The sequence below is a fragment of the Streptomyces zingiberis genome, from assembly GCF_012034935.1.
Taxonomy (GTDB): domain Bacteria; phylum Actinomycetota; class Actinomycetes; order Streptomycetales; family Streptomycetaceae; genus Streptomyces; species Streptomyces zingiberis.
Window position 1 is genome coordinate 95,592 of sequence record NZ_JAATEN010000022.1, and the last position, 21,713, is coordinate 117,304.

The window sequence follows — 21,713 nt, forward strand, 5'->3', positions numbered from 1 at the left end:
GCAGCAGCACGCGCGACGCCCGGCGCACGACCGCCGCGGGGGCGCCCGGACGAGCGGAACGCCCTCCCGGCGCGGCTCCGGACGCCGCCGGACCGGGCCGGGACGACGCGAGGAGAGAGATGGAAGCCCCGTACGACATGAGCACCGCCCCGGGCACCGGAACCGGAACCGGCACCGGCACCGGCACGGCAACCGGCGCCGCCGGAACGTCCGGAGCCACCAGGCCCGTCGGAGCCCCCGGAGCGGCTGGGGCCGGCGGGTCCGTGGGGCCCGGCGGCTCCGCCGTCCCCGTGCGGCTCACCGTCCGCACCGCCGACGCGATGCGCGCGCTCGGCCGCCGCCTCGCGGAGCTGCTGCGCCCCGGCGACCTCGTCCTGCTGACGGGCCGGCTCGGCGCGGGCAAGACGACGCTCACCCGTGGCCTGGGCGAAGGGCTCGGGGTGCGGGGAGCGGTCACCTCGCCGACGTTCGTCATCGCCCGGGTCCACCCGCCGCTGGGGGACGGCCCGGCGCTGGTCCACGTCGACGCCTACCGCCTGGGTGGCGGGCTCGACGAGATGGAGGACCTGGACCTGGACGTCTCCCTGCCCGAGTCGGTGGTCGTCGCGGAGTGGGGCGAGGGGCGGATGGAGGAGCTGTCGGAGGACCGCCTCCATGTCGTGATCGACCGCGCGGAGGGCGCCGCCGCCTCGCTCCCGGGGGAACCCCCGGCCGGAGCCGGGACGGGTGTCCCGGGTGGTACGGACGCCGCTGACGCCGCTGATGGGGCCCCGGTGGTCCACGACGGCGAGCCCGGCGCGGACGAGGACGCCCGCGAGGTCACGCTGATCGGCGTCGGACCCCGCTGGGCCGCCACGGACCTCTCCCGGCTGACCGGCCCGGAGCCCTCGGACCCGGAGACCTCCGGCACGGAGCCCTCCGACCCGGAGATCGCCGGAGCCTGACCGGGGCGCGGTCCCGCCCGGTGCCGCCGAGCCCTGCGGGGCCGGGGCGGCTCCCGCTACGGCCCGTCCCGGGGACCTCGGGCACGGGGACCTCCGGCCCGGGGATCGCCGGAGCCTGACCGGGGTGCGATCCTGCTCGGTGCCGCCGAGCCCTGCGAGGTCGGGGCTGCTCCCGCTACGGCCCCTCCCGGGGACCTCGGGCCCGGGGGCCTCCGCCCCGGGGATCGCCGGAGCCTGACCGGGGCGCGGTCCCGCCCGGTGCCGCCGAGCCCTGCCCGGCCGGGGCGGCTCCCGCTACGGCCGCCCTGGTGGCGCCCTGCGGGACGCGCGGGGCTTCCTGGGGAGCGCGCACCGCCCCGGAGGGGGAGTCCGTCCCGACCGCGCAACGTTCCGACAACGCGTCGGCAAGATGTTGCGTGCGCGGCATCGGGCGTGGTCACATGGATGGCAAGTCCCCGGTTAGGTGTACCTAACCATGCCGGTGAGCCGTTCTCCACCAGGAGCCCTCCGGGAGGCACCAATGCAGCGCCACGACGACGCCGCTGAGGCGGCGGCGACCGGATCTGCCGCTGAGGCGGCGGCGACCGGACCTGCCGCTGAGGTGGGGACCGGAACCACCGCCGGGGCGGCCGAGGCGGAATCCGCCGCCGGGGCGGCGAAGCCGGGCTCGCCCTCCGGGGAGGGGCCGCTGACGGTCAGCCGGCTGCTCGCGTCCTGCGCCGCGGCGACGGCCGTCTCCACGCCCCCCGCCGACGCGGAGGGGGCGGACGCCGCCCGTCCGGCGGCCGGTCCCCCGGACGACGGTGACGGCCCGGACGCCCCTGGGGATCCGCGGCCGGGAAGCGACCGTCAAGCCGCCTGAGCCGGATTCCCCCTTCGGACACGTCTCCGTCCCGGCGTCCGGCCCCGGCCGGGGGCGTGCCGCCGCTGTGCGCCACGGGCGTCGCATGCGTCGCGGGCGTCACCGGTGTCATGCCTCGTAGCGGGGGAGTGCCCGGCTCAGCGGACGACCACGACCTTGGTGCCGACCGGCGCGAAGGTCCACATCGCCGACGCGTCCTTCCGCGCCGACCGGATGCCGCCCGTCTTCGGCTCTCCCTCGCCGACCCGCGGCTTGGAGCCGTCCGCGGCGGCGCTGAACCCGATGACCGTGCCCTCGGCGGAGGTGAAGATCACGGAGTGCTCGATCGGCACCCCGTCCGAGCCCGTGACGCTCTCCGAGCGCGAGACCACCGCGTACTCGCCGGGCGCCGGGCTGAGGGCGCTGGGCCACACGGGGTAGGTCCGGGTGGGCTGCTCGTCCTCACCGACCAGCCAGACGCGCTCGGCCTTCAGGGAGTAGACGACCCGCAGGCCGGTGCCGGAGCCGGCGGGTACCGGGGGGCGCTCCGCCTCGGTGGACTCCTGCTCGCCCTTGCCGGGGCCGTCGCCTCCCTCGCCCGCGCCGGGGCTCGGGGAGGCCGACGCGCCGGGCCGGTCCCCGCGGGCGGGGAGGTCGGAGGCGCCGGCGGCCGCCTGGTACGTCAGAAATCCGACCGCGGCGAGGGCCACCACGGTGAGTGCGGCCACCGTCTTCCCCGCGCTGCTCACTGCCACCCGGTGCCCACCTTTTCGTACCGTCGTACGTCTGTGTGACCGACGTTAGCACCGCCGCGGCCCCGTCTCGCGCCACCACCGGGCGGCACCTTCCGGGCCCGGGATCGCGCCCGCCCCAGGAGTGACCAGCCCCGCGTCGTACGGCTGTTCGCGGTCCTTCGGCATCCCGCGCCGTCCCGCCGCCCGGGCGTTCCCCGGCCGTCCCGTCCCGGCCCCGCCGCCCGTCCCCGCGCCGCCCCGCCCGGCCCTGGGCCCAGCGCCGGGCCGGGTGCCGCGCGGGGCGCCGTAGGCTGTAGGCGTGCTGTTGCTCGCTCTTGACACCGCGACCCCCGCCGTGACCGTCGCCCTCCACGACGGCGAGCGCGTCCTCGCCGAGTTCTCCCGGGTGGACGCCCGGCGCCACGGGGAACTGCTGATGCCCGCCGTCGACCGGGTCTTCCGGGAGGCCGGGACGGAGCTGTCCGCGGTGACCGGCATCGTCGTCGGCCAGGGGCCGGGCCCCTATACGGGGCTGCGGGTCGGGCTCGTCACGGCCGCGGCCTTCGGCGCCGTGACCGGGGCGCCGGTGTACGGGGTGTGCAGCCTCGACGGCCTCGCCCACGCCGCCGGGCGGGCCGGGCTCGCGGGGCCCTTCACCGTGGCCACCGACGCGCGCCGCAAGGAGGTCTACTGGGCCCGCTACACCGACCCGCGGACCCGGGTGGGCGAGCCGGCGGTGGACCGCCCCGCCGACATCGCGGAGCGCGTCGCGGGGACGCCCGCGGTCGGCGCCGGCGCGCTGCTCTACCGGGACGTCTTCCGCGAGGTGCCGGAGGGCATGCCCGAGCACCAGTCGGCCGGGGCGCTGGCCGCGCTCGCCGCCGAGAAGCTGGCCGCCGGGGACGAGGCGTTCCTGGCGGGCGCCGGGGAGCCGGTCCGCCCGCTCTATCTGCGCCGGCCCGACGCCCAGGTGCCCGCCCACTACAAGGTGGTCACGCCCCGGTGAGGCCCCGGTGAGGAACACGAGGACCGGCGGCTCGGCCGGCGGCACGGCGGTGTCCGGCGCCACCGCCCCACCGCCCGGCGCTCCCGTCGTGCTGCGGGAGATGCGCTGGTGGGACATTCCCGCCGTGCTGGAGCTGGAGCGCGCCATGTTCCCGGAGGACGCCTGGACCGAGGGCATGTTCTGGTCGGAACTGGCCCACGCCCGGGGTCTTCACGCCTCCCGCCGCTACGTCGTGGCGGAGGAGCCCCCGGCCGGGGAGCCTCCCGCCGGCGGGAGTCCCGCAGCGGAGGCCCCCACCACCGAGGGCCCCACCACCGAAGACCCCGCAGCCGCGGGCCCCGCAGTGGAGGGAACCCCCGCCGCGCCCGGCGATCCCCGCCGCGCCCGTCTCGTCGGTTACGGCGGACTCGCGGTGGCCGGGGCCACCGGTGACGTCCAGACCATCGCCGTCACCCGCTCCCACCAGGGCACCGGCCTCGGCGCCCGGCTGCTGGCCGAACTGCTCGCCGCGGCGACCGCGTTCGAGTGCGAGGAGGTGATGCTGGAGGTGCGGGTCGACAACACCCGTGCCCAGCGCCTCTACGAGCGCTTCGGCTTCCAGCCGGTCGGCATCCGGCGCGGCTACTACCAGCCGGGCAACGTGGACGCCCTGGTGATGCGGCGTACCGAGCCCGGTCCGGCCGCCGACCCGGCCCGGGACCTGAACCCCGCCGGCGCGCCCGCCGCTCCGGCCGGCCCCGCGCACCCGTCGCCCCCGGCGGGGCCGCACCCATCCGATCAGACCGGCGCATCCGGCGTGCCCGGTGAACCCGGCGAACCTGAACAGGGAACGATCATCCATGGCTGACGAGCCCCTGGTCCTCGGTATCGAGACCTCCTGCGACGAGACCGGTGTCGGCGTGGTCCGGGGCCACACCCTCCTCGCCGACGCCGTCGCCTCCAGCGTCGACGAGCACGCCCGTTTCGGCGGCGTCGTGCCCGAGGTGGCCAGCCGCGCCCACCTGGAGGCGATGGTGCCGACCGTCCGGCGGGCGCTGAAGGAGGCCGGGGTGGCGCCCGGCGACCTGGACGGGATCGCCGTCACCGCCGGGCCCGGTCTCTCGGGGGCCCTGCTGGTGGGCGTCTCGGCGGCGAAGGCGTACGCCTACGCGCTCGGCAAGCCGCTCTACGGCGTCAACCATCTCGCCTCGCACATCGCCGTGGACCAGCTCGAACACGGCCCGCTGCCCGAGCCGACCATGGCGCTCCTCGTCTCCGGCGGCCACTCCTCGCTGCTGCTGGCCCCGGACATCACCAGCGACGTCCGGCCGCTCGGCGCCACCATCGACGACGCGGCCGGCGAGGCGTTCGACAAGGTCGCGCGGGTGCTGAACCTCGGTTTCCCCGGTGGCCCCGTCATCGACCGCGTCGCCCGGGACGGGGACCCGGACGCCATTGCCTTCCCGCGCGGGCTGACCGGTCCGCGCGACGCGCCGTACGACTTCTCCTTCTCCGGGCTGAAGACGGCCGTCGCCCGCTGGATCGAGGCGAAGCGCAAAGCCGGTGAGGAGGTGCCGGTGGCGGACGTCTCGGCGTCCTTCCAGGAGGCGGTGGTGGACGTCCTCACCCGCAAGGCCGTCCGCGCCTGCCGCGAGAACGGCGTGGACCACCTCATGATCGGCGGCGGTGTGGCGGCCAACTCCCGGCTGCGCGCCCTGGCGGAGCGGCGCTGTGAGGACGCGGGCATCACGCTGCGCGTCCCGCGCCCGAAGCTCTGCACGGACAACGGCGCGATGGTCGCCGCCCTCGGCGCGGAGATGGTGGCCCGGGGCCGCGCGGCCTCCGCCTGGGACCTCTCCGCGGACTCGTCCCTGCCGGTGACGGAGCCGCATGTGCCGGCGGAGCCGGGCGCGCCGGTGTCGGGTGCCGCCGGGGCCGGCGCCCACGGGCACGGTAACGCACACGGCGGGGAACACGCGCACGGTCATGACCACGTCCACGAGCTGAGTCAGGGGAACCTCTACTCATGATCATCGCGCAGATGTGGGAGGCCCGGGCCGCCGAGGGCCGGGGCGGGGAACTGCTGGCCTGGGTGCGTGAGCAGCCCGTCGTCGGCGAGCCGCTGCGGTACGAGATCCTGTCCGCCGAGGGCGGCCGGGTGCTGGCGATCACCTGGTGGGAGGTGCCCACCGAGGCCGAGGCGCTACCCGAACTCCCGGCACCGCCGCCGGAGTTGCTGGGCCGCCCGGTCCACCGCTGGCGCTTCACCTCCCGCGAGGTGCGCTGAGGCGGTGGCCGACCGGCCCCGCCGGGACGCGGCCGGGCACCGCGCCGTCCTCGTCCGCCCGGCCCGGCGGGCGCGCGCCGTGGAGCCGGATTCCTCCGGCTCGTCCCGCCCGCTCCGGTGAACGTTCGGACGGCTCCGGTGCGCGTCGCGTGAGCCCGGGCGGATCACGCCCGGCCCGGAGCTCGGGCTCGTGCCCGGGGCCCGTTCGGCTCGCGGCGGGGCGCTCAGCGCAGGGCCGGGCCCGTGCGGACGCCGTGCCCACCGCCGGCTGCGGCACCGGAAACGCCTGATACATCGGTGGCGCCTGGGGTGCCTGGGGCGCCTGGGGTGCCGGAGACACCGCCCGGTTCCAGGGACTTCCGCATGAAGTCGTGGTGGAAGCCGCGGATGTGGTCCTCCAGCAGATCGCCGGCGCGCTGCTGGTCGCCGGCGGCGATGGCCTCGTGGACGGCGGTGTGCTCCCGGTTCAGCCGGGCCGCCACCGTGGGCCAGTCGCCGATCCGGTTGAACGCCCGGAGCAGGGTGGGCCGGCAGGCGTTGCGCACCGCCACCGTCATGTCCGTCATCAGCCGGTTGCCGCCGGCCTCGGCGATCGCCACATGGAAGGCGGCGTCGTGGTCGTTGAAGCGTTCGCGGGGGAGGCCGGGCTCGGCCATGGCGGCGATCTCGGCGCCCATCCGGGCGAGGTCGTCCTCGGTGGCGCGGCGGGCGGCGAGCCGGGCGCTCGCCCGCTCCAGCGTGGCCCGGGACTCCACGACGTCGTCCAGCGGGAAGTTCGCCAGCGCCATGTGGAGCCGGACGAGCTGGGTGAGCCCGTCCCCCGGCATGGCCGTGATGACGCTGCCGGAGGCCGGCCCCGTCCCCACCCGGGGCCGCAGCACGCCGTGCGCCTCCAGTACCCGCAGCGCCTCGCGGACGGCGGCGCGGCTGACGCCGAGCAGGCCGACCAGCTCCCGCTCCGGGGGCAGCCGGTCGCCGACGCGGAGGTTGCCCGCGAGGATCTGCTCCTCGATCCGGGCGAGCACGAGCTCGAAGGTGCGGGAGCGCGGCACGGGCTCCCAGGCCGTCGTCACCTCAGCCATGGCTGCTTCTTCCCCTCCGGGGGCCGGTGTCGGAACGGGGGAGGCCCGGGAGGGCCCACCGGCGAGCAGATGAATCCGGGTCCACCGTGAGCATACGTGAGCGGATGGGGGCAAGCGGGCCCGGACGGGAGCGGACCGGAGCACGCACCCGTGGCCGGAGGGGCGGGGGCGGCGGCCGGGTCAGCGGGCCACCGGGCGGTGTGGGCGGTGCGGCGGTGTGGGCGGTGCGGTGGTGCGGGCGGTGCGGTGGTGCGGGCGGTGCGGTGGTGCGGGCGGTGCGGCGGCGTGGGTGGTCCGGCGGTGCGGGCGCGTGGTCCGTCGCTCGCCGGCGGCCGGTGCGGCCGTGTGCGCCGGGGCGCCCCGATTGCCTCGGTCGGATCTCTGGACACCTCTTCCCGGTCTGCATAGCGTGTGCGCGGCCCCTCCGTATGGTCTGACCAAACCCCAAAGGCAGGACCGTATGCACCAGCCCGATCTCTCCCCCGTCGCCGACAGCCTCGGGCTCTCCGCCCTGGTGGCCGCCCTGCCCCTGCTCACCCTCTTCGTCCTGCTCGGCGGTCTCCGGATGCCGGCCCCGCGGGCCGCCCTCGTCTCGCTGGCCGTCGCGCTCGCCGTCGCCGTCCTCGGCTACGGGATGAACCCCGGGCTCGCCCTGCTCTCCGCGGGCCAGGGAGCCGCGTTCGGGCTCTTCCCCATCATGTGGATCGTGCTCGCCGCGATCTGGCTGTACCAGCTCACCGTCGTCAGCGGCCGGTTCGAGGATCTGCGCCGGGCCTTCGGGCTGATCAGCGACGACCCCCGGGTGCAGGCCGTGATCATCGCCTTCTGCTTCGGCGGGCTGCTGGAGGCGCTCGCCGGCTTCGGCGCGCCTGTCGCGATCACCGGGGTGATGCTGATCGCCCTCGGCTTCTCACCGCTCCGCGCCGCCGCCACGGTGCTGGTGGCCAACACCGCGCCGGTCGCGTTCGGCGCCATCGCCACCCCGATCATCACGGCCGGCACCCTCACCTCCATCCCGTACACGGAGATCGGCGCGTACGTGGGCCGGCAGACGCCGCTGCTGGCGCTGATCGTCCCGCTGCTGCTGGTGCTGATCGTGGACGGGCGGCGCGGCGTCCGCCAGACCTGGCCGGCCGCGCTGGTCTGCGGCGTCGTCTTCGCCGTCGCCCAGTTCGCGAGCGCCAACTACATCTCCGTCGAGCTCACCGACATCATCGCCGCGCTCGCCGCCCTCGCCGCGCTCGTCGTCTTCCTCCGCTTCTGGCAGCCGCGGGGCGGGGCCGAGGCGAAGGCCGCACTGCTGGCGGCGGCCGAGGGCGGGGACGGCGCCGGGGGACCGGCAGCCGGTGGTCCGGCGGACGGCAACGACGGCAACGACGGCAACGGTTCCTCGGCCGGCCCCGGTTCCGTCCCGGCGACCGCGCGCTCCGGAGCCTCGGCGGGGCCGGCGCCGTCCGGGCCGTCCGTGACACCCGTGCCGTCTGCGCCGTCCCCGCCGTCCCCGCCGCCCGGGGGACCGGCCGGCTCCGGCGGAACGCGAACGGAGGGGGACCCGGCCGCCGGGACGGGGGGCCCCGGACCGGCCGGGACGGTGGCGGCCACCTCCGGCGATGCGTCCACCGGCGCCCCGTCCGATGGGCCTTCCGGCGCCCTGGCCGATGCGTCCACCGGCGCCCCGTCCGGCGCGCCCGCCGGAGCCGGGCCCGGCGCCCCGGCCCCCGCCTCCGGCCCGGGGACCCTGATGATGGCCTTCCTGCCCTACCTGATCATCATCGCGATCTTCTCCGTCGCGAAGCTCTGGACCTCGGTGAAGGACTTCCTCGCCGGCACGGACGTGAAGATCCCCTGGCCGGGCCTGGACGGCAGGATCCTCGACGCCACCGGCGAGGTCACGAGCGGCACGGTCTACGTCTTCCCCTGGCTTTCGTCGCCCGGCTCGCTGCTGCTGATCGCCGGTGTGGCCGTGGCCGCCGTCTACCGGATCGGGCCGGCCACCGCCGTCCGCGAGTTCGGCGCCACGGTGGCCAAGCTGCGGCCGGCGCTGCTCACCGTCGCCACCGTGCTGGCGCTGGCCTACGTCCTCAACTTCTCCGGGCAGACCATCACCATGGGCACCTGGATCGCGGGGACGGGCGCCGCCTTCGCCTTCCTCTCCCCGATCCTCGGCTGGCTGGGCACCGCCGTCACGGGCTCCGACACCTCCGCCAACGCCCTCTTCGCCACGCTCCAGCAGACGGCGGCGGCCAAGGCGGGCCTCGACCCGACGCTGCTCGTCGCCGCCAACACCTCCGGCGGGGTGGTCGGCAAGATGATCAGCCCGCAGAATCTCACCATCGCGGCCACCGCCGTCGGTCTGCTCGGCAAGGAGGCGCTGCTCTTCCGCGCCGTGCTCAAGTGGAGCGCCGGGCTGCTGCTGGCGCTGTGCGTACTGGTCTTCGCGCAGTCGAACGTGCTTGCCTGGATGCCGCCGTGACGGGCGCGGGTGGGAGAACCGCCGCCGCGCCGGCCGGGGCACGTCCGGGGCCGTGAGCCGTCAGGGCCGTGGGAGCTGCTCGAACCGCAGGAACCGCAGGAACCGTGGGAGCCGTGGGAGTTGGAACCGCCGGAGGCGTGACCTCCGGGGAGGAGCCGCACACGCCATGAGAACCGCCCTCTTCATCACCTGTTTCAACGACACCCTGTTCCCGGACACCGGGCGGGCGACGGTGACGCTGCTGGAGCGGCTGGGCTGCGCCGTGGAGTTCCCGGCGGCGCAGACCTGCTGTGGCCAGATGCACTTCAACACCGGTTACCAGCGGGACTGCGTGCCCCTCGTCCGCTCCTTCGCGGAGGTCTTCGCGGGGTACGACGCGGTCGTCGCCCCGTCCGGCTCGTGCGCCGGGATGGTCCGGGAGTACCACGGGCGGGTCGCCGAGGTCTCCGGCGACCCGGGGCTGGTGGCGGCGGTCGCGGCGGCGCCTCCGGTGTACGAGCTCTCCGAGTTCCTGGTGGACGTGCTCGGGGTCACCGATGTCGGGGCGTACTTCCCGCACCGGGTGACGTACCACCCCACCTGCCACTCGCTGCGGATGCTGCGCGTCGGGGACAAGCCGCTCCGGCTGCTGCGCGCGGTCCGCGGCATCGACCTGGTGGAACTGCCCGACGCGGGGCAGTGCTGCGGCTTCGGCGGCACCTTCGCGCTGAAGAACGCCGACACCTCCGTCGCCATGGGCTCCGACAAGGTGCGGCAGGTGCGGAGCACCGGCGCCGAGGTGCTCTGCGCGGGCGACAACTCCTGCCTGGCGCACATCGGCGGGGCGCTCTCCCGGCAGCGGACGGGCGTCCGCACGCTGCATCTGGCGGAGATCCTGGCCGCCACGGAGACGGCGCCGGGCCCGGGGGCGGCACCGGGCACGACGGCCGGCGCCGTTCCCGTCACGGGAACGGCAGGCGCGGCGCGCGTGACGGGCGCGGCCGGGGCGGCGGGGGTCGCGACGGCGGCGGTGACCGCACCGGCGTCGGCCACCACGACCGGGCGAACGGCGGCGGCCCGTCCGCCCGCGCCCGGCGCCGAGCAGCCAGGGCAGCCAGGGCAGCCAGGGCGGCCAGGGCAGCCAGGGCGGCCAGGGCGGCCAGGGCAGGCGGAGCAGACACGGCAGGCGGAGCCGGCCGAGCAGGCCGGGAAGGAGGCGGAACGGTGAGCGGCAGGACGTTCGTCGGTATGCCGGCCTTCCCCGAGAGCGCCGCCGAGGCGCTCCGCGACACCCAGCTGCGCCGCAATCTCGCGCACGCCACCGCCACCATCCGCGCCAAGCGCGCGTCCGTGGTCGGCGAGCTGGACGACTGGGAGGAGCTGCGGGAGGCCGGACGGGCCCTCAAGGAGCACACCCTGCGCCATCTCGACCGCTACCTCCTCCAGGTGGAGGAGCGGGTGACGGCGGCCGGCGGCCAGGTGCACTGGGCGCGCGACGGGGACGAGGCGAACCGCATCGTCACCGAACTGGTGCGCGCCACCGGCGAGCGCGAGGTCGTCAAGGTGAAGTCCATGGTCACCCAGGAGATCGGGCTCAACGAAGCGCTGTCCGCCGCCGGGATCGCCGCCTACGAGACGGATCTCGCCGAGCTGATCGTCCAGCTCGGTGACGACCTCCCCTCGCACATCCTCGTCCCCGCCATCCACCGCAACCGGTCCGAGATCCGCGAGACCTTCCTGCGGACCATGGGCGAGTACGGCACCCCGGCGCCGCCCGGCCTCACCGACGAGCCGGCCGAACTGGCCGCCGCCGCCCGGCTCCATCTGCGGGAGAAGTTCCTCCGCGCCAAGGTCGGCGTCTCCGGCGCCAACTTCCTCGTCGCGGAGACCGGGACGGCCGTGGTGGTGGAGTCCGAGGGCAACGGCCGGATGTGCCTCACCCTTCCCGAGACGCTGATCTCCGTCGTCGGGATCGAGAAGGTGGTGCCGACCTGGCAGGACCTGGAGGTCTTCCTCCAGCTCCTGCCCCGCTCCGCCACCGGCGAGCGGATGAACCCCTACACCTCCACCTGGACCGGCACCACCGACGGCGACGGACCGCGCACCTTCCACCTGGTGCTCCTCGACGGCGGCCGGACGGACGTCCTCGCCGACACCATCGGCCGTCAGGCCCTCGCCTGCATCCGCTGCTCGGCCTGCCTGAACGTCTGCCCGGTCTACGAGCGGGTCGGCGGCCACGCCTACGGCTCGGTCTACCCGGGCCCGATCGGGGCGATCCTCGGCCCGCAACTCCGTGGCCTGCGGTCGGAGACGGAACGGTCGCTGCCGTACGCGTCGACGCTCTGCGGGGCCTGCTACGAGGTCTGCCCCGTCAAGATCAACATTCCGGAGGTGCTGGTGCATCTGCGGGCCAAGGTGGTGGAGGGGGACGGTGCCGAGCCGGACCACGGGGAGAACCGGACCGGCGAGGCCGACGGGGCCCACGGGGCCACCGCCGGCGTCCCCGGCCGGACCGGCGCGGCCGGGGAGGGAACGGACTCCGGGGCGGCCGGTGGCGGGGACGGTGTGACCGGCCACGGCCACGGCCACGGCGACGGCGACGGCCACGGCGAGGAAGGCGAGGGTGGCGGCAGCGGCGGCGTGAATCGCGGCAGCGGCAGCGACGGCAGCGGCGGCAAGCGGCGCGCGCCGTGGCGGCGGGACGGCCCGTCCGCCGCGCGGGGTGCGGCATCCCGTCGGGGCGTGATCTCCCGGCGGGGGGCGAAGTCCGGGCGTGCCACGGCGTCTTCGCGGGCCCCGGCGTCCGAACGGCTGGCGATGCGGGCCGCCCGCTGGGTGCTGTCCGACGCCCGCCGGCTCGCCGCCGCCCAGCGGCTCGGTTCCCTCGGTGGCCGGCTGCTCGCGGGCCGGGGCCACACCCCACCGGGGAAGATCGGCCGGCTCCCCGGCCCGATGTCCGCCTGGAGCGACGCCCGGGACGCCCCCGCGCCCCCCGCCGAATCGTTCCGCGCCTGGTGGAAGAGGACCCACGGATGACCACGGCGGGCAGCCGGCGGCGCGTGCCGGTGCGGTCCGGCGGCGAACCGGCTCCGTCTGCCCCGTTCCCCACCGGGCACGTCTCTCCCACGCCGGCGGGCGGCGCGCCCTCCCGTCGCTCCCGGGCGGCCCGGCACCTCAGTCGACTCAGGGAGTCCCCATGACACCGGAACCCCCACCGAACGCGCCCGGCGCACCGGTCACGTCCGGTCCGTCCCGTGCCTCCGGTCCGTCCCGCGCCTCCGGAGCGTCCGGAGCGTCCGGCGGCGGGCGCAACGCCGAGGCGCGGGCGGCCGTGCTCGGCCGGATCCGCCGCGCCCTGTCCGACGTGCCGCGCCCGGCGCCGGTGCGGTCCCCGGCGCCCGCACCCGCCTCGGGCCGGGCACCGGAACCGTCCCTGGCCGGACCCGGAGGAGCCGGCGCCCGCGAGACCGGCGCGGCAGGGGAGCCGGCGGGCGCCTCGGCCGAGAAGGCGGCGGAGAAGGCGGCCGAGAAGGCGGCCGAGACGGAGGGGGAGACGGAGGCGGTGGACGCGGCGCCGGGCCCCGACCCGGCCGGCGCCCCGGCCGAGCCCGGCCTGCCGCCCGTACCCGGCCCGGCCCCCGTGGAGCGGGCGTACGCGCGGGGCGGCTCGGCGGCCCCCGGCTCGCCCGAGGTGATCGCCCTGCTGTCGGACCGTCTGGTCGACTACAAGGCGACGGTGCGCACCGTCGCGGACGGCGCGGTGTCGGTCGCCGTGGCGGCGGCCCTGGCCGCGCGCGGCGCGTCCCGCGTGGTGCTGCCGGACGGCTTCCCGGAGCGCTGGCGGCCGGTGTCACCCGCCGACGGGGGGCCGGGCGCGGGCCGGCATCCGGGGCCGGGCCCCCGGCTGCTGCCGGACGGTGAACCCCCGCTCTCCGTGGCCGAGCTGGACGCCGTGGACGGCGTGGTCACCACGGCGGTCACCGCCATCGCCGCCACCGGCACGCTCGTCCTCGACGGCGGGCCGGGGCAGGGCCGGCGCGCGCTGACGCTCGTCCCCGACTACCACCTGTGCGTGATCCGCGCGGACCAGGTGGTGGCCTCCGTCCCCGAAGGGCTCGCCCGGCTGGATCCGTCCCGCCCGCTGACCTTCGTCTCCGGGCCCTCGGCCACCAGCGACATCGAACTCGCCCGTGTGGAAGGCGTCCACGGACCCCGCACCCTGGAGGTGCTGGTGGTGGCCGGCTGACCGGCGGGCCACCGGGCCACCACCCCCTACCGTCAGGCGTGTTCCCCCGCCGTCCTCGCCGTCCCCGCCGTTCCGGCCGTCCGGTCCGCCGTCAGCCCCGCCTGGTGCGCGACCACGGCGGCCTGGACGCGGTTGTCACAGCTCAGCTTGGTGAGGACCTGCCGGACGGTGGCCTTGACCGTGCCCTCGCTGAGGTGCAGCAGACCCGCGATCTCGGCGTTGGCCAGCCCCTCCGCCACGTGGGCCAGCACCGCGCGCTCGCGCTCGGCGAGCCGGGCGACCCGTTCGCGGGCCGCCGCGCGCGGCCTCTCGTGCTCCACGTAGCGGTCGAAGAGACGCCGGGTCAGCTGGGGGGAGGCGACCGCGTGCCCCCGGGACGCGGCCCGGACGGCGGTGATCAGATCGGCCGGGGGGATGTCCTTGACCAGGAACCCGGCCACACCGTGGGAGAGCGCGCGGGAGAACGAGCGCTCCTCGGTGAAGGTGGTGAGCATCAGGCAGGCCGTGTGCGGCGAGACGGACGCCAGCCGGACCGCCGCGTCGATCCCGTCCGTCCCGGGCATGCGGACGTCGAGCAGGGCCACGTCGACGCGGTGGTGCCGGGCCAGTTCGACGGCCTCGCCGCCGTCCGCGGCCTCCGCCACCACCTCCAGATCGTCCGCCTGCGACAGGATCAGGCGGATGCCGCGCCGGACCAGCGTCTCGTCGTCCGCGATCAGGACACGGATCTTCTCGGGCGTTCGTGGCGTCCTCACCCGGGCATCATGTCACCGCCCCTCCGGCCCCCGGAGCGCCTGTGGACGGAGGCTGCCCGGCCTCACGGGCCGGGTGCCCCGCGTGAGGGGCGGGCTTGCCCGGTGGGTCACCCGCGCCTGCTGTCAGCGGCCGGCCGGTATCGCCGCCGTCCGGGCCGGGCCGTAGGCGTTCTCACCCTCCGTGCCCCGCAGGGCGAGGAGCACCGTCAGGATGATGCCGCCGACCAGGGGCACCAGATTGATCAGCTGCCACCAGCCGGAACGCCCGGTGTCGTGGAGCCGGCGGGCCGAGGCCGACAGCGAGGGGACGAACACCACCGCGAGGTAGAGCCCAGTCAGCACCGGGTCGATGGAGAGGGCCCGTTCGAGAACGTAGAGGAGCACCCCGACGGCGAAGCTGACGAGCCAGAACATCCAGAACTCCTTGCGGTGCGCGCGCCCCGTGAACACCGCGTACTTCCGGAACGCCAGCAGGTACCAGGTCATCGTTCTCGTTGTCCTTTCCTTGGATCGTGTGGGGACGAAGCTTGGTCTTCCCCCGGGTGGTGGCCCCTCACTGCTCGTCCGGCCAGAACGGCTGGCCGGACGGACAGAACGCCCGGCGGGCCCGGTCCCGGTGGCCGGAGGGCCGCCACGGGACGGTTCCCGACCGGGCCCGGGGCCCGTCACCGCTCCTGGGAGACGACGTCCGCCGGATCCGGCGCCGCGCCGCGCGCCGCCCGGCCTGCCGATCCGGGGGACGGCCGGCACCGGTCCGGGACCGGGAGCGGATCGGTCGGCCCAACGCGCCTGTCCGAAGGGCCTGTTCGGGCGGGTGCCGTGGTCCTCAGGACTGACGAACCCCGGTACCTGCGGGGGATGGCGGGACCGGCGCCCGCCCGGCAGGCTCACGGGGGACCACAGCAGACGGAGGGGAGCACACGCGTATGACGCCGAAGAGCAGGACCCGGACGGCCGGAGCGGGGGGCCGGCCGGGTGGGACACGGTGGCGGAGAGCGGGCGCGCTGGCGGCCGTCCTCGCCCTGGCTCTCTCCGGGACGGCCACGGCCACCGCCTCGGCCTCGACTCCCGAGGAGCCCCGCGACCGGTTCGCGGCCTACACCGGCCAGAAGATCGAGTGGGGTGACTGCCCGTTCGAGGCCACCGGAGGGGCACGGACCGCCGAGTGCGCGCGGATCACCGTGCCGCGTGACTGGTCCGACCCCGGGGCGGGCGCGGACCTGAAGGTCGCCGTCAGCCGGGTCGAGGCCACCGGTGAGCGGCGGGGCTCACTGCTGGTGAACCCCGGCGGACCGGGCGGCCAGGGCAGTTCGCTGGCCGGTCTGCTCGCGGGGCTGCGGCCCGAACTCGGCGAGCGCTACGACGTGATCGGCATGGACCCCCGGGGCACCGGCCAGCTGGGCGCCGGCCCGCAGGACCTCATGTGCTCCGTCCCGAACGCCGAACTCCCGCCGGAGGAGGCGATGCTCGACGCCCGCGACCGCTCGCGGGAGAGCATCGCGGAGCACCTCAAGATCCCGCGTGCCATCGCGAAGGCGTGCAGCGCACGCGAGCTGGCTCCCTATGTGACGACCTGGCAGACCGCCCACGACATGGATCTGATCCGCGGTCTCCTGGGCGAGCGGAAGCTGGACTACCTCGGCTACTCCTACGGCAGCTGGCTCGGCGCCAAGTACGCCTCCCTCTTCCCGCACCGGGCCGGCCGGGTGGTGCTGGACTCCAGCGTCAACTGGCAGGGCCGGCTCCAGGCGGCGTTCGAGGACTTCCCGCGCATCGGCCAGCGCCAGCTCGAACAGGTGTATCTGCCCTGGGTGGTGCGGAACTTCCCGGTGGTGGGCGAAACCCCCGAGGAGGCGCTGGAGACCTGGGAGAAGGTGCGCGCGTACTACGTCTCGATGGAGGTGCCCGCCGACTCCTACGACGGCATCTTCGTCGGCATGGGCAACGAGCTCCAGTGGATCCTCGCCACGGCGGTGCTCGTCGCCGGGGCCGAGGAACTCGCGGGCGGCGGCGAGGAGGGCGGCGGGTCCGCGAACGGTGCGGCCGCATCCGCCTCGCCGGAGCTGCGGAAGCTGCTGGACGAGCGGAGCCGCGCCGAGTTCGGCACCCCCGCCGCGGAACTGACCGCGAAGAAGGTGGCCGCCTCCCTGACCGACCCGGAGCCCGAGCCGGAGCCCGAGCCGGAGGACCCCGAGTTCACCGACATCGGGGGCACCCGGTTCGCCGTGGCCTGCGGTGACCAGCCCACCCGCTCCCCGGCCTGGTACCGCCTCCTCAGCGAGGTGCAGGGCCCGAAGTACCCGATGTTCGGCTGGGCCTACGGGATCGGTGAGCCCTGCGCGTTCTGGCCGGACACGGCGCGCCAGAAGCTGCCGAACCTGCCCCGCTCCGTGCGCGGCAACGTGCTCGTCGTACAGAGCGAGTTCGACCCGCAGACCGGCTACGAGCAGGCCGCCGGCGCCCTCCGCCGGGCCCCCGGCACCGGGCTGGTCGAGGTGGACGACTCCACCTTCCACGGCCAGTACATCCTGGACGGCAACGCCTGCGTGGACACGCTGGTCGACGGCTTCCTGCTGGACGGCGACCGCCCCGACCGCGCGACCTGCGCCGGCCTCCCGCTCCCGGGTGAGACGGAGGTGTACCCGGTCGACGGGCCCGTCACCGGCAAGCCCTCCGGCGCCCAGCAGCGGCGGACGGACGACGCCGACCCCGCCGCCGAGGCCCTCCGGCGCGCCGCGCAGGAGCAGGTGAGTGAGGTGAACCGCTTCACTCCCTGAGTGCGGCCCACCCCTCCCCGGTTCCGTGTCCGCCTTGCCCCAGGCGGACACGGGACCGGTCGCCGTCCGGGGCTCGCCGCCCCTCGGGGCCGGTCGCCGTCCGGGGCTCGCCGCCCCTCGGGGCCGGTGCCGGTCCGGTGGATCACACCGGAGGAGAGGAGACGTACCGCCCGCGGGCCCGGGGCTCAGCCCGCGCCCGCCTGCGCCGGGTAGGAGCGCTTCTCGACGAGCCGCCCGTCCGCGAAGCAGAAGCGGTAGGCGACGGCACCGTCACCGTCCATGCCCAGCGTGTACCGGCAATCCGCCCCGGCCGGCCGGGGCGGCTCGTCCTCCCGCAACTCCCGCTCGGCCTCGTCGCCGGGGCCCGGCCCGAGGATCCGCTCGGTCTCCGCCCGCGTCATCCCGGTGTGGACGCGGGCGTAGCGGTCGCCGTTCCCCCGGACCTCGCCGACCACCGAGTGGAGCCAGAACCCCGCGGCCACCAGCCCGGCGACGACGACGGCCACCCCGAGAAGACAGCCGGCGGCCACCCGGTGACGTTCGAACCAGCCCGATTCCTCCGGGGCCCGTCCGGCCGGAGTGGCTGCCGGGCCGCCTGGTGCCGCGGCCCCCGGATCGCCGGGCCAGGCGGCCTCCGGGCCGCGGGGGACCGCGCCCCGCGGAGCACCCGGCACCGTCCCCGCCCGTCCACCGGCTTCCACGCCCGCAACCCCCGGATCACCGGGCCCGGTGGGCATCCGCCCCACCGGTCCCACCGGCGCGACCGGCCTCACGGGCTCCCACCCCACCGAGCCCACGGCCTGCCGCCCCGTCGGCCCTCCCGCCCCGTCGTCCGGCGGCGTCCCCTCGCCTGGCGGCACTCCGTCGTCTGGCGGCGTCCCGTCGCCTGGCGGCTCCCCGTCCGTCGGTGCCACGGGGCCCGGTGACGCCACCGGGCCCAGGCCGCCGTTCGCGCCGGCGCGTGGGCCGCCACCGGGTGACGTGCCGCCCCCGGACGGCGTTCCCCCGCCCGGCCCTTCCGGCTCCCCGCCGTGCCGCAGCGGAATGCGCGCCTCGACCGCGAACCCGCCGCCCGGTCGCGGTCCGTGGCCGAGGGTGCCGCCGAGCAGCCGGAGGCGTTCCTCCAGCCCCACCAGGCCGCTGCCCGTCCCCGGCACCATCCCGGCCGGCGGCCCGTCACCGGCGGGGGCGTTGCGCACCGCCACCCGGACCGCCTCCGGCCCGAGGCCCACCGCGACCTCGACGCGGGGCGCGGTGGACGCGTGCTTGTGGACGTTGGTCAGCGACTCCCGCACCACCCGGTGCACCGCCCGGCGCACCACCGGGGCGGGCGGGCCCACCGCGCCCACTGCGTCCACTGCGTATGTGGTGTCTTCGGCGTCTTCGGGGTCTTCGGCGTGGTCCGTCCAGCGCAGTTCCACCGGCAGACCGGCCCGCCGCGAGGCGGACACCAGTTCCTCGATGTCCTCCCGGGTGCCGATCCGCTCCGCCTCGGCACCGCTTCCCCCTCCGTTGGCCCCGGTTCCGTCCCCTCCGGTCCCGTCCGGGAAGACCCGGTCACCGCCGTCACCACCGTTCCGGTCTTCCTCGGTGGTCCGCAGGACCCCCAGGACCTCGCGGAGTTCGCCCATCGCGGTGCGGGCCGTCGAGGCGATGAGGCCGAGTTCGTCCTTGAGCTCCGGCACCTTGTCGGCCGCCGTGAGTTCCAGACCCCCGGCGTAGAGCGAGATCAGGGTGAGCCGGTGCCCCAGCAGGTCGTGCATCTCCTGGGCGATCCTGGCGCGCTCCTCCAGCCTGCTGCGGACCTGCGCCAGGTGGTGCGCGCGTTCCAGATGGCTGTTGCGCTCCCGCAGCGTCCGCAGCAGCCGCTGCCGCTGCCCCACCAGCACCCCGCCCACGGCGGGCGCCACCAGGAACAGGAGGACCGCCGCCACCGGCTGGAGGAGGGCCGCCCCGGTGACGGGAACTCCCCGCCACACCGCCATGGACAGGGAGAGAAGCGCCGTGGCCACCGCCGCCGCCGGGACGAGCACCAGGGGCGTACGCCACCGGGAGCGCGGCCCGGCGGCGGTGATCCGGCGCACCGTGCCGTACGCCAGCACCGGCGCGGCCAGCGTCAGGAGGCCGAGGCCGAGCAGCGCTCCGCCGGTGAACAGCAGCGAGGCGGGGAACACCCGGCGCAGTGGCAGGAGCAGAGCCACCACGGCCACCCGCCACGCCGCTTCGAGGGGATCGGTCAGCTCCCTGTCCGCGGCGACGATCAGCGCGGCGACGGCGAGCGCCAGCGCGCACTCGCCCGCCACCACCCACCCCGGCGCGTGGACCACCCGCCGCCAGAGCTCGGCGGGGAGGGCGAACGGGCGCTGGACGGCCCGGATGGACAGGGGCACGGTCGGGTCCTCACGGGGTCGGCTGGTCACACGCCCCGAACCGGGCCCGCCGGGGGCCGGAACCGGCCTGGAAGGCGGAGGTGTCCCTGCGTGCAAACCCGGAGATTACCGAACTCGAAGCAACGGGGGCGGAGTTGATCACCCCCGACGGGCCGGCGGAGCCTTTCGGCGCCGCCGGCCCTTTCCTTGCCGCTTACCCCCGGGCCCGGTCGTCAGCCCGGTCGCCCGTCCGGGAAGAGACGAACGTGGCCCAGGAGTCCGAGGACAGGCTGAGCGGGGGCCGGGAGGTGTCCTTGGAGTCCCGCACATGGACGCTGCCGGGGCTTGTGGCGACTTCTACGCAGTCGTCGCCGTCACCACCGCTGTAGCTGCTCTTGATCCAAGCCAGTTCTGGGCCGCTCATAGCGCACCTCGCTTTACCTGGACCGACTTACGGAGTCAGTGATGAACGTTGACCAGGCGCCCTTGGACAGGTTGAGCGGGGGCCGGGAGGTGTCTTTGGAGTCCCGCACATGGACGGTGCCGGGGCTTGTGGCGACCTCTACGCAGTCGTCGCCTTCGGGTCCGCTGTGGCTGCTCTTGATCCAAGCCAGTTCCGTGCCGCTCTTCATAGCGCACCTCGCATCTGCTTCAACAGATTGACGGAGTCTTCCGGGGTGAGAGCCTGTGTTCGCAGCAAGCTGTACCGCATCGACAATACGCTGACGTTCTCGGGATCGGTGACGAGCAGACTGCCGCGCGGGCCTTCGAAGTAGCCGACCCATGTGTGCTGAGGGCTTTCCGCCAGCCGCATCGACCCGGAGAGCCCCGCGTGAGGCTCCTGCCGCAAGGGCATGATCTGGATGTTCACGGAGTGGAGCCCGGCGTCGTCGATCAGTCTGTCGAACTGCTCCCGCATCACCCCGACTCCGCCGGTCGGTCGCTCCAGAACGGCTTGCTCGATGACGAAGCTGACGGCGGCGGACGGTTGACGGTGGAGTAGCTTCTGTCTGGCCAGGCGTCGCGCCACGAAGTGATTGATCCGTTCGTCGGACAGGTGCGGCGGTGCGCTGCGGAAGACGGCCCGCGCGTACGCCTCCGTCTGCAACAGTCCCGGTACCACCCGGCATTCGTAGGCGTTGAGGCTGATCGCGTCCTTCTCGATGTCCGCCCACTGCCGGAACCAGGTGGCCAGTCCCGCCTTTCGCGTCAGGTGTTTCGCGGCGCCGCGCAGCGCCCCGAAGCCGTCCAGGACGTCCTCCGCCCGCTCCACGAAGTCCTCCGGCGGGAAGCGGCGGCCCTGCTCGATGGAGGCGACCGTCTGGACGGAGTACCGCACCAGCGGCGCGAACTGCTCCTGCGTCAGCCTGGCGCGGGCCCGGAACGCCTTGACCACGGCACCGAAAGTGCGCAGGCTCTCGGTCGGTTCGGGCTCGCTCGCCTTCCCGACGGCGCACTCCGGCCCCGATCCCGATCCCGGTGCGGCTCCAGCCCGGCTGCTGCCGGTCCCGGCCTCCCGGCCGTCCCCGCCGCCCGAACCTGCCCCGCCGTCCCCGCCGTCCCGGCCTTCCGGGTGTTCCGATGTGACCGCCGTCATCAGCGATCGCCCCCTCCGCGCGCGCCGTTCTCGAACCGGCCCATGCTTACGTACGGTTATCCGGGACGTCCACCGAACGTGGTCGTACGCTGACGGAGCGTACGAGTCGCTGTGCTGGAGGGGGAGAGCCGCAGGCCGCCACGGTGGTCGTCATGACCGCACCTTCACCTCACGACGCGCCCGTCACCGTACGTACGTTCACGCGGCGGTTCGACGCGACCCCGCGTGGCGTCCGGCTCGCCCGCCGCCACCTCACGCGTCTGCTCGACGCCTGGGGGATCCCCCGCGGATCGGAACGCTCCGACGCCGCCGCGCTCGTCGTGGCCGAGCTGGGGGCGAACGCCGTGACCCACGGGCTCGTCCCCGGCCGCCTGTTCGAGCTGCGGGCCGGGCTGTGCGCGGCCACGCTGGTGATCGAGGTCTCCGACGCCCGGGGCGAGCGCCGCCCGCCCGCGCCCGGCGCCGCGCCCGCCCCCGGCCCGGACGCGGAGAGCGGCCGGGGCCTGCTGCTCGTGGCCGCGGTCGCGGACCGCTGGTCCGTCCTGGACCGTCGCGGCCCCGGCAAGACCGTCCGCGTCGAACTGGACCTCCCGGGCTGACGTCCGCCCGGCGGCGGCACCCCGGCCCGCCGGGTCCGGCCGTTT

The 21,713-nt window shown here is 75.7% G+C and carries 18 protein-coding genes and 2 pseudogenes; 12 read left to right on the forward strand and 8 right to left on the reverse strand.

Features of this window, described 5'->3' with window-relative positions; translation table 11 throughout:
- Positions 1 to 119 precede the first annotated feature (119 nt).
- Positions 120 to 680 (forward strand): annotated as a pseudogene (tsaE, locus tag HCK00_RS28775) (tRNA (adenosine(37)-N6)-threonylcarbamoyltransferase complex ATPase subunit type 1 TsaE); the annotation flags it as partial.
- Positions 681 to 1,464: 784 nt separating this feature from the next.
- Positions 1,465 to 1,806 (forward strand): hypothetical protein, encoded by a 342-nt coding sequence (locus tag HCK00_RS22680; RefSeq protein ID WP_168103878.1) that lies wholly within the window; start codon positions 1,465 to 1,467, stop codon positions 1,804 to 1,806.
- 137 nt (positions 1,807 to 1,943) lie between these two features.
- On the opposite strand, the gene HCK00_RS22685 is transcribed toward HCK00_RS22680, so the two are convergent.
- Positions 1,944 to 2,540: a L,D-transpeptidase gene (locus tag HCK00_RS22685; RefSeq protein WP_311765435.1), complete on the reverse strand. Its 597-nt coding sequence runs from the start codon at positions 2,538 to 2,540 to the stop codon at positions 1,944 to 1,946.
- A gap of 298 nt (positions 2,541 to 2,838) precedes the next feature.
- Here HCK00_RS22685 and tsaB point away from each other — a divergent pair, with 298 nt between their 5' ends.
- The 4 genes from tsaB to HCK00_RS22705 all read left to right on the forward strand — a co-directional run bounded on the left by tsaB (position 2,839) and on the right by HCK00_RS22705 (position 5,791).
- The gene (tsaB, locus tag HCK00_RS22690; protein WP_168103879.1) at positions 2,839 to 3,525 is read left to right on the forward strand and encodes a tRNA (adenosine(37)-N6)-threonylcarbamoyltransferase complex dimerization subunit type 1 TsaB; all 687 of its coding nucleotides are present in this window, start codon (positions 2,839 to 2,841) and stop codon (positions 3,523 to 3,525) included.
- Positions 3,526 to 3,625: 100 nt separating this feature from the next.
- The gene (gene rimI / locus HCK00_RS22695; protein ID WP_206320766.1) at positions 3,626 to 4,372 is read left to right on the forward strand and encodes a ribosomal protein S18-alanine N-acetyltransferase; all 747 of its coding nucleotides are present in this window, start codon (positions 3,626 to 3,628) and stop codon (positions 4,370 to 4,372) included.
- Complete coding sequence (gene tsaD, locus HCK00_RS22700) at positions 4,365 to 5,534, forward strand: tRNA (adenosine(37)-N6)-threonylcarbamoyltransferase complex transferase subunit TsaD (protein WP_168103880.1); 1,170 nt, start codon at positions 4,365 to 4,367, stop codon at positions 5,532 to 5,534. The genes rimI and tsaD overlap by 8 nt, the downstream gene beginning before the upstream one ends.
- Positions 5,531 to 5,791, forward strand: coding sequence for a hypothetical protein (locus HCK00_RS22705; RefSeq protein ID WP_168103881.1), 261 nt, complete (start codon positions 5,531 to 5,533; stop codon positions 5,789 to 5,791). Before tsaD ends, HCK00_RS22705 begins: the two co-directional genes overlap by 4 nt.
- Positions 5,792 to 6,015: 224 nt before the next feature.
- On the opposite strand, the gene HCK00_RS22710 is transcribed toward HCK00_RS22705, so the two are convergent.
- Positions 6,016 to 6,873 (reverse strand): FadR/GntR family transcriptional regulator, encoded by an 858-nt coding sequence (locus tag HCK00_RS22710; RefSeq protein ID WP_168103882.1) that lies wholly within the window; start codon positions 6,871 to 6,873, stop codon positions 6,016 to 6,018.
- Positions 6,874 to 7,333: 460 nt separating this feature from the next.
- Between HCK00_RS22710 and HCK00_RS27915 the strand changes: the two genes are divergently transcribed.
- From HCK00_RS27915 to HCK00_RS28850, 4 genes and pseudogenes are all read left to right on the forward strand, one after another.
- Entirely contained in the window at positions 7,334 to 9,346 is a 2,013-nt protein-coding gene (locus tag HCK00_RS27915; RefSeq protein WP_168103883.1) for an L-lactate permease, read from the forward strand.
- A gap of 166 nt (positions 9,347 to 9,512) precedes the next feature.
- A pseudogene (locus HCK00_RS22720) lies at positions 9,513 to 10,244 on the forward strand ((Fe-S)-binding protein); the annotation flags it as partial.
- 329 nt (positions 10,245 to 10,573) lie between these two features.
- Complete coding sequence (locus tag HCK00_RS22725) at positions 10,574 to 12,361, forward strand: lactate utilization protein B (RefSeq protein WP_240966006.1); 1,788 nt, start codon at positions 10,574 to 10,576, stop codon at positions 12,359 to 12,361.
- Positions 12,362 to 12,965: 604 nt separating this feature from the next.
- A complete protein-coding gene (locus HCK00_RS28850; protein ID WP_446459020.1) occupies positions 12,966 to 13,571 on the forward strand; it encodes a LutC/YkgG family protein in 606 nt (201 codons plus the stop codon).
- Positions 13,572 to 13,603: 32 nt separating this feature from the next.
- Here HCK00_RS28850 and HCK00_RS22740 read toward each other — a convergent pair whose 3' ends face one another.
- Together HCK00_RS22740 and HCK00_RS22745 are read right to left on the reverse strand one after the other, a co-directional pair.
- The gene (locus HCK00_RS22740) at positions 13,604 to 14,326 is read right to left on the reverse strand and encodes a response regulator (RefSeq protein WP_311765437.1); all 723 of its coding nucleotides are present in this window, start codon (positions 14,324 to 14,326) and stop codon (positions 13,604 to 13,606) included.
- Between the two features lie 123 nt (positions 14,327 to 14,449).
- Positions 14,450 to 14,812 carry a DUF805 domain-containing protein gene (locus HCK00_RS22745; RefSeq protein ID WP_168103885.1) on the reverse strand — a complete coding sequence of 121 codons (363 nt, stop codon included), beginning with the start codon at positions 14,810 to 14,812 and terminating at the stop codon, positions 14,450 to 14,452.
- A 440-nt stretch (positions 14,813 to 15,252) separates the two neighbouring features.
- On the opposite strand from HCK00_RS22745, the gene HCK00_RS22750 reads away from it, so the two are divergent.
- Positions 15,253 to 17,103, forward strand: coding sequence for an alpha/beta hydrolase (locus HCK00_RS22750; RefSeq protein WP_168103886.1), 1,851 nt, complete (start codon positions 15,253 to 15,255; stop codon positions 17,101 to 17,103).
- A gap of 185 nt (positions 17,104 to 17,288) precedes the next feature.
- Here the strand turns inward: HCK00_RS22750 and HCK00_RS22755 are convergent, their stop codons facing one another.
- The 4 genes from HCK00_RS22755 to HCK00_RS22770 all read right to left on the reverse strand — a co-directional run bounded on the left by HCK00_RS22755 (position 17,289) and on the right by HCK00_RS22770 (position 21,069).
- Positions 17,289 to 19,493, reverse strand: a complete 2,205-nt coding sequence (locus tag HCK00_RS22755) for a sensor histidine kinase (protein WP_168103887.1) — start codon at positions 19,491 to 19,493, stop codon at positions 17,289 to 17,291.
- 193 nt (positions 19,494 to 19,686) lie between these two features.
- The gene (locus tag HCK00_RS22760) at positions 19,687 to 19,896 is read right to left on the reverse strand and encodes a DUF397 domain-containing protein (protein WP_168103888.1); all 210 of its coding nucleotides are present in this window, start codon (positions 19,894 to 19,896) and stop codon (positions 19,687 to 19,689) included.
- 13 nt (positions 19,897 to 19,909) lie between these two features.
- Entirely contained in the window at positions 19,910 to 20,104 is a 195-nt protein-coding gene (locus tag HCK00_RS22765; RefSeq protein ID WP_168103889.1) for a DUF397 domain-containing protein, read from the reverse strand.
- Complete coding sequence (locus tag HCK00_RS22770) at positions 20,101 to 21,069, reverse strand: helix-turn-helix domain-containing protein (protein WP_168103890.1); 969 nt, start codon at positions 21,067 to 21,069, stop codon at positions 20,101 to 20,103. Before HCK00_RS22770 ends, HCK00_RS22765 begins: the two co-directional genes overlap by 4 nt.
- 152 nt (positions 21,070 to 21,221) lie before the next feature.
- Between HCK00_RS22770 and HCK00_RS22775 the strand changes: the two genes are divergently transcribed.
- Entirely contained in the window at positions 21,222 to 21,668 is a 447-nt protein-coding gene (locus tag HCK00_RS22775) for an ATP-binding protein (RefSeq protein WP_168103891.1), read from the forward strand.
- Positions 21,669 to 21,713: the final 45 nt, after the last annotated feature.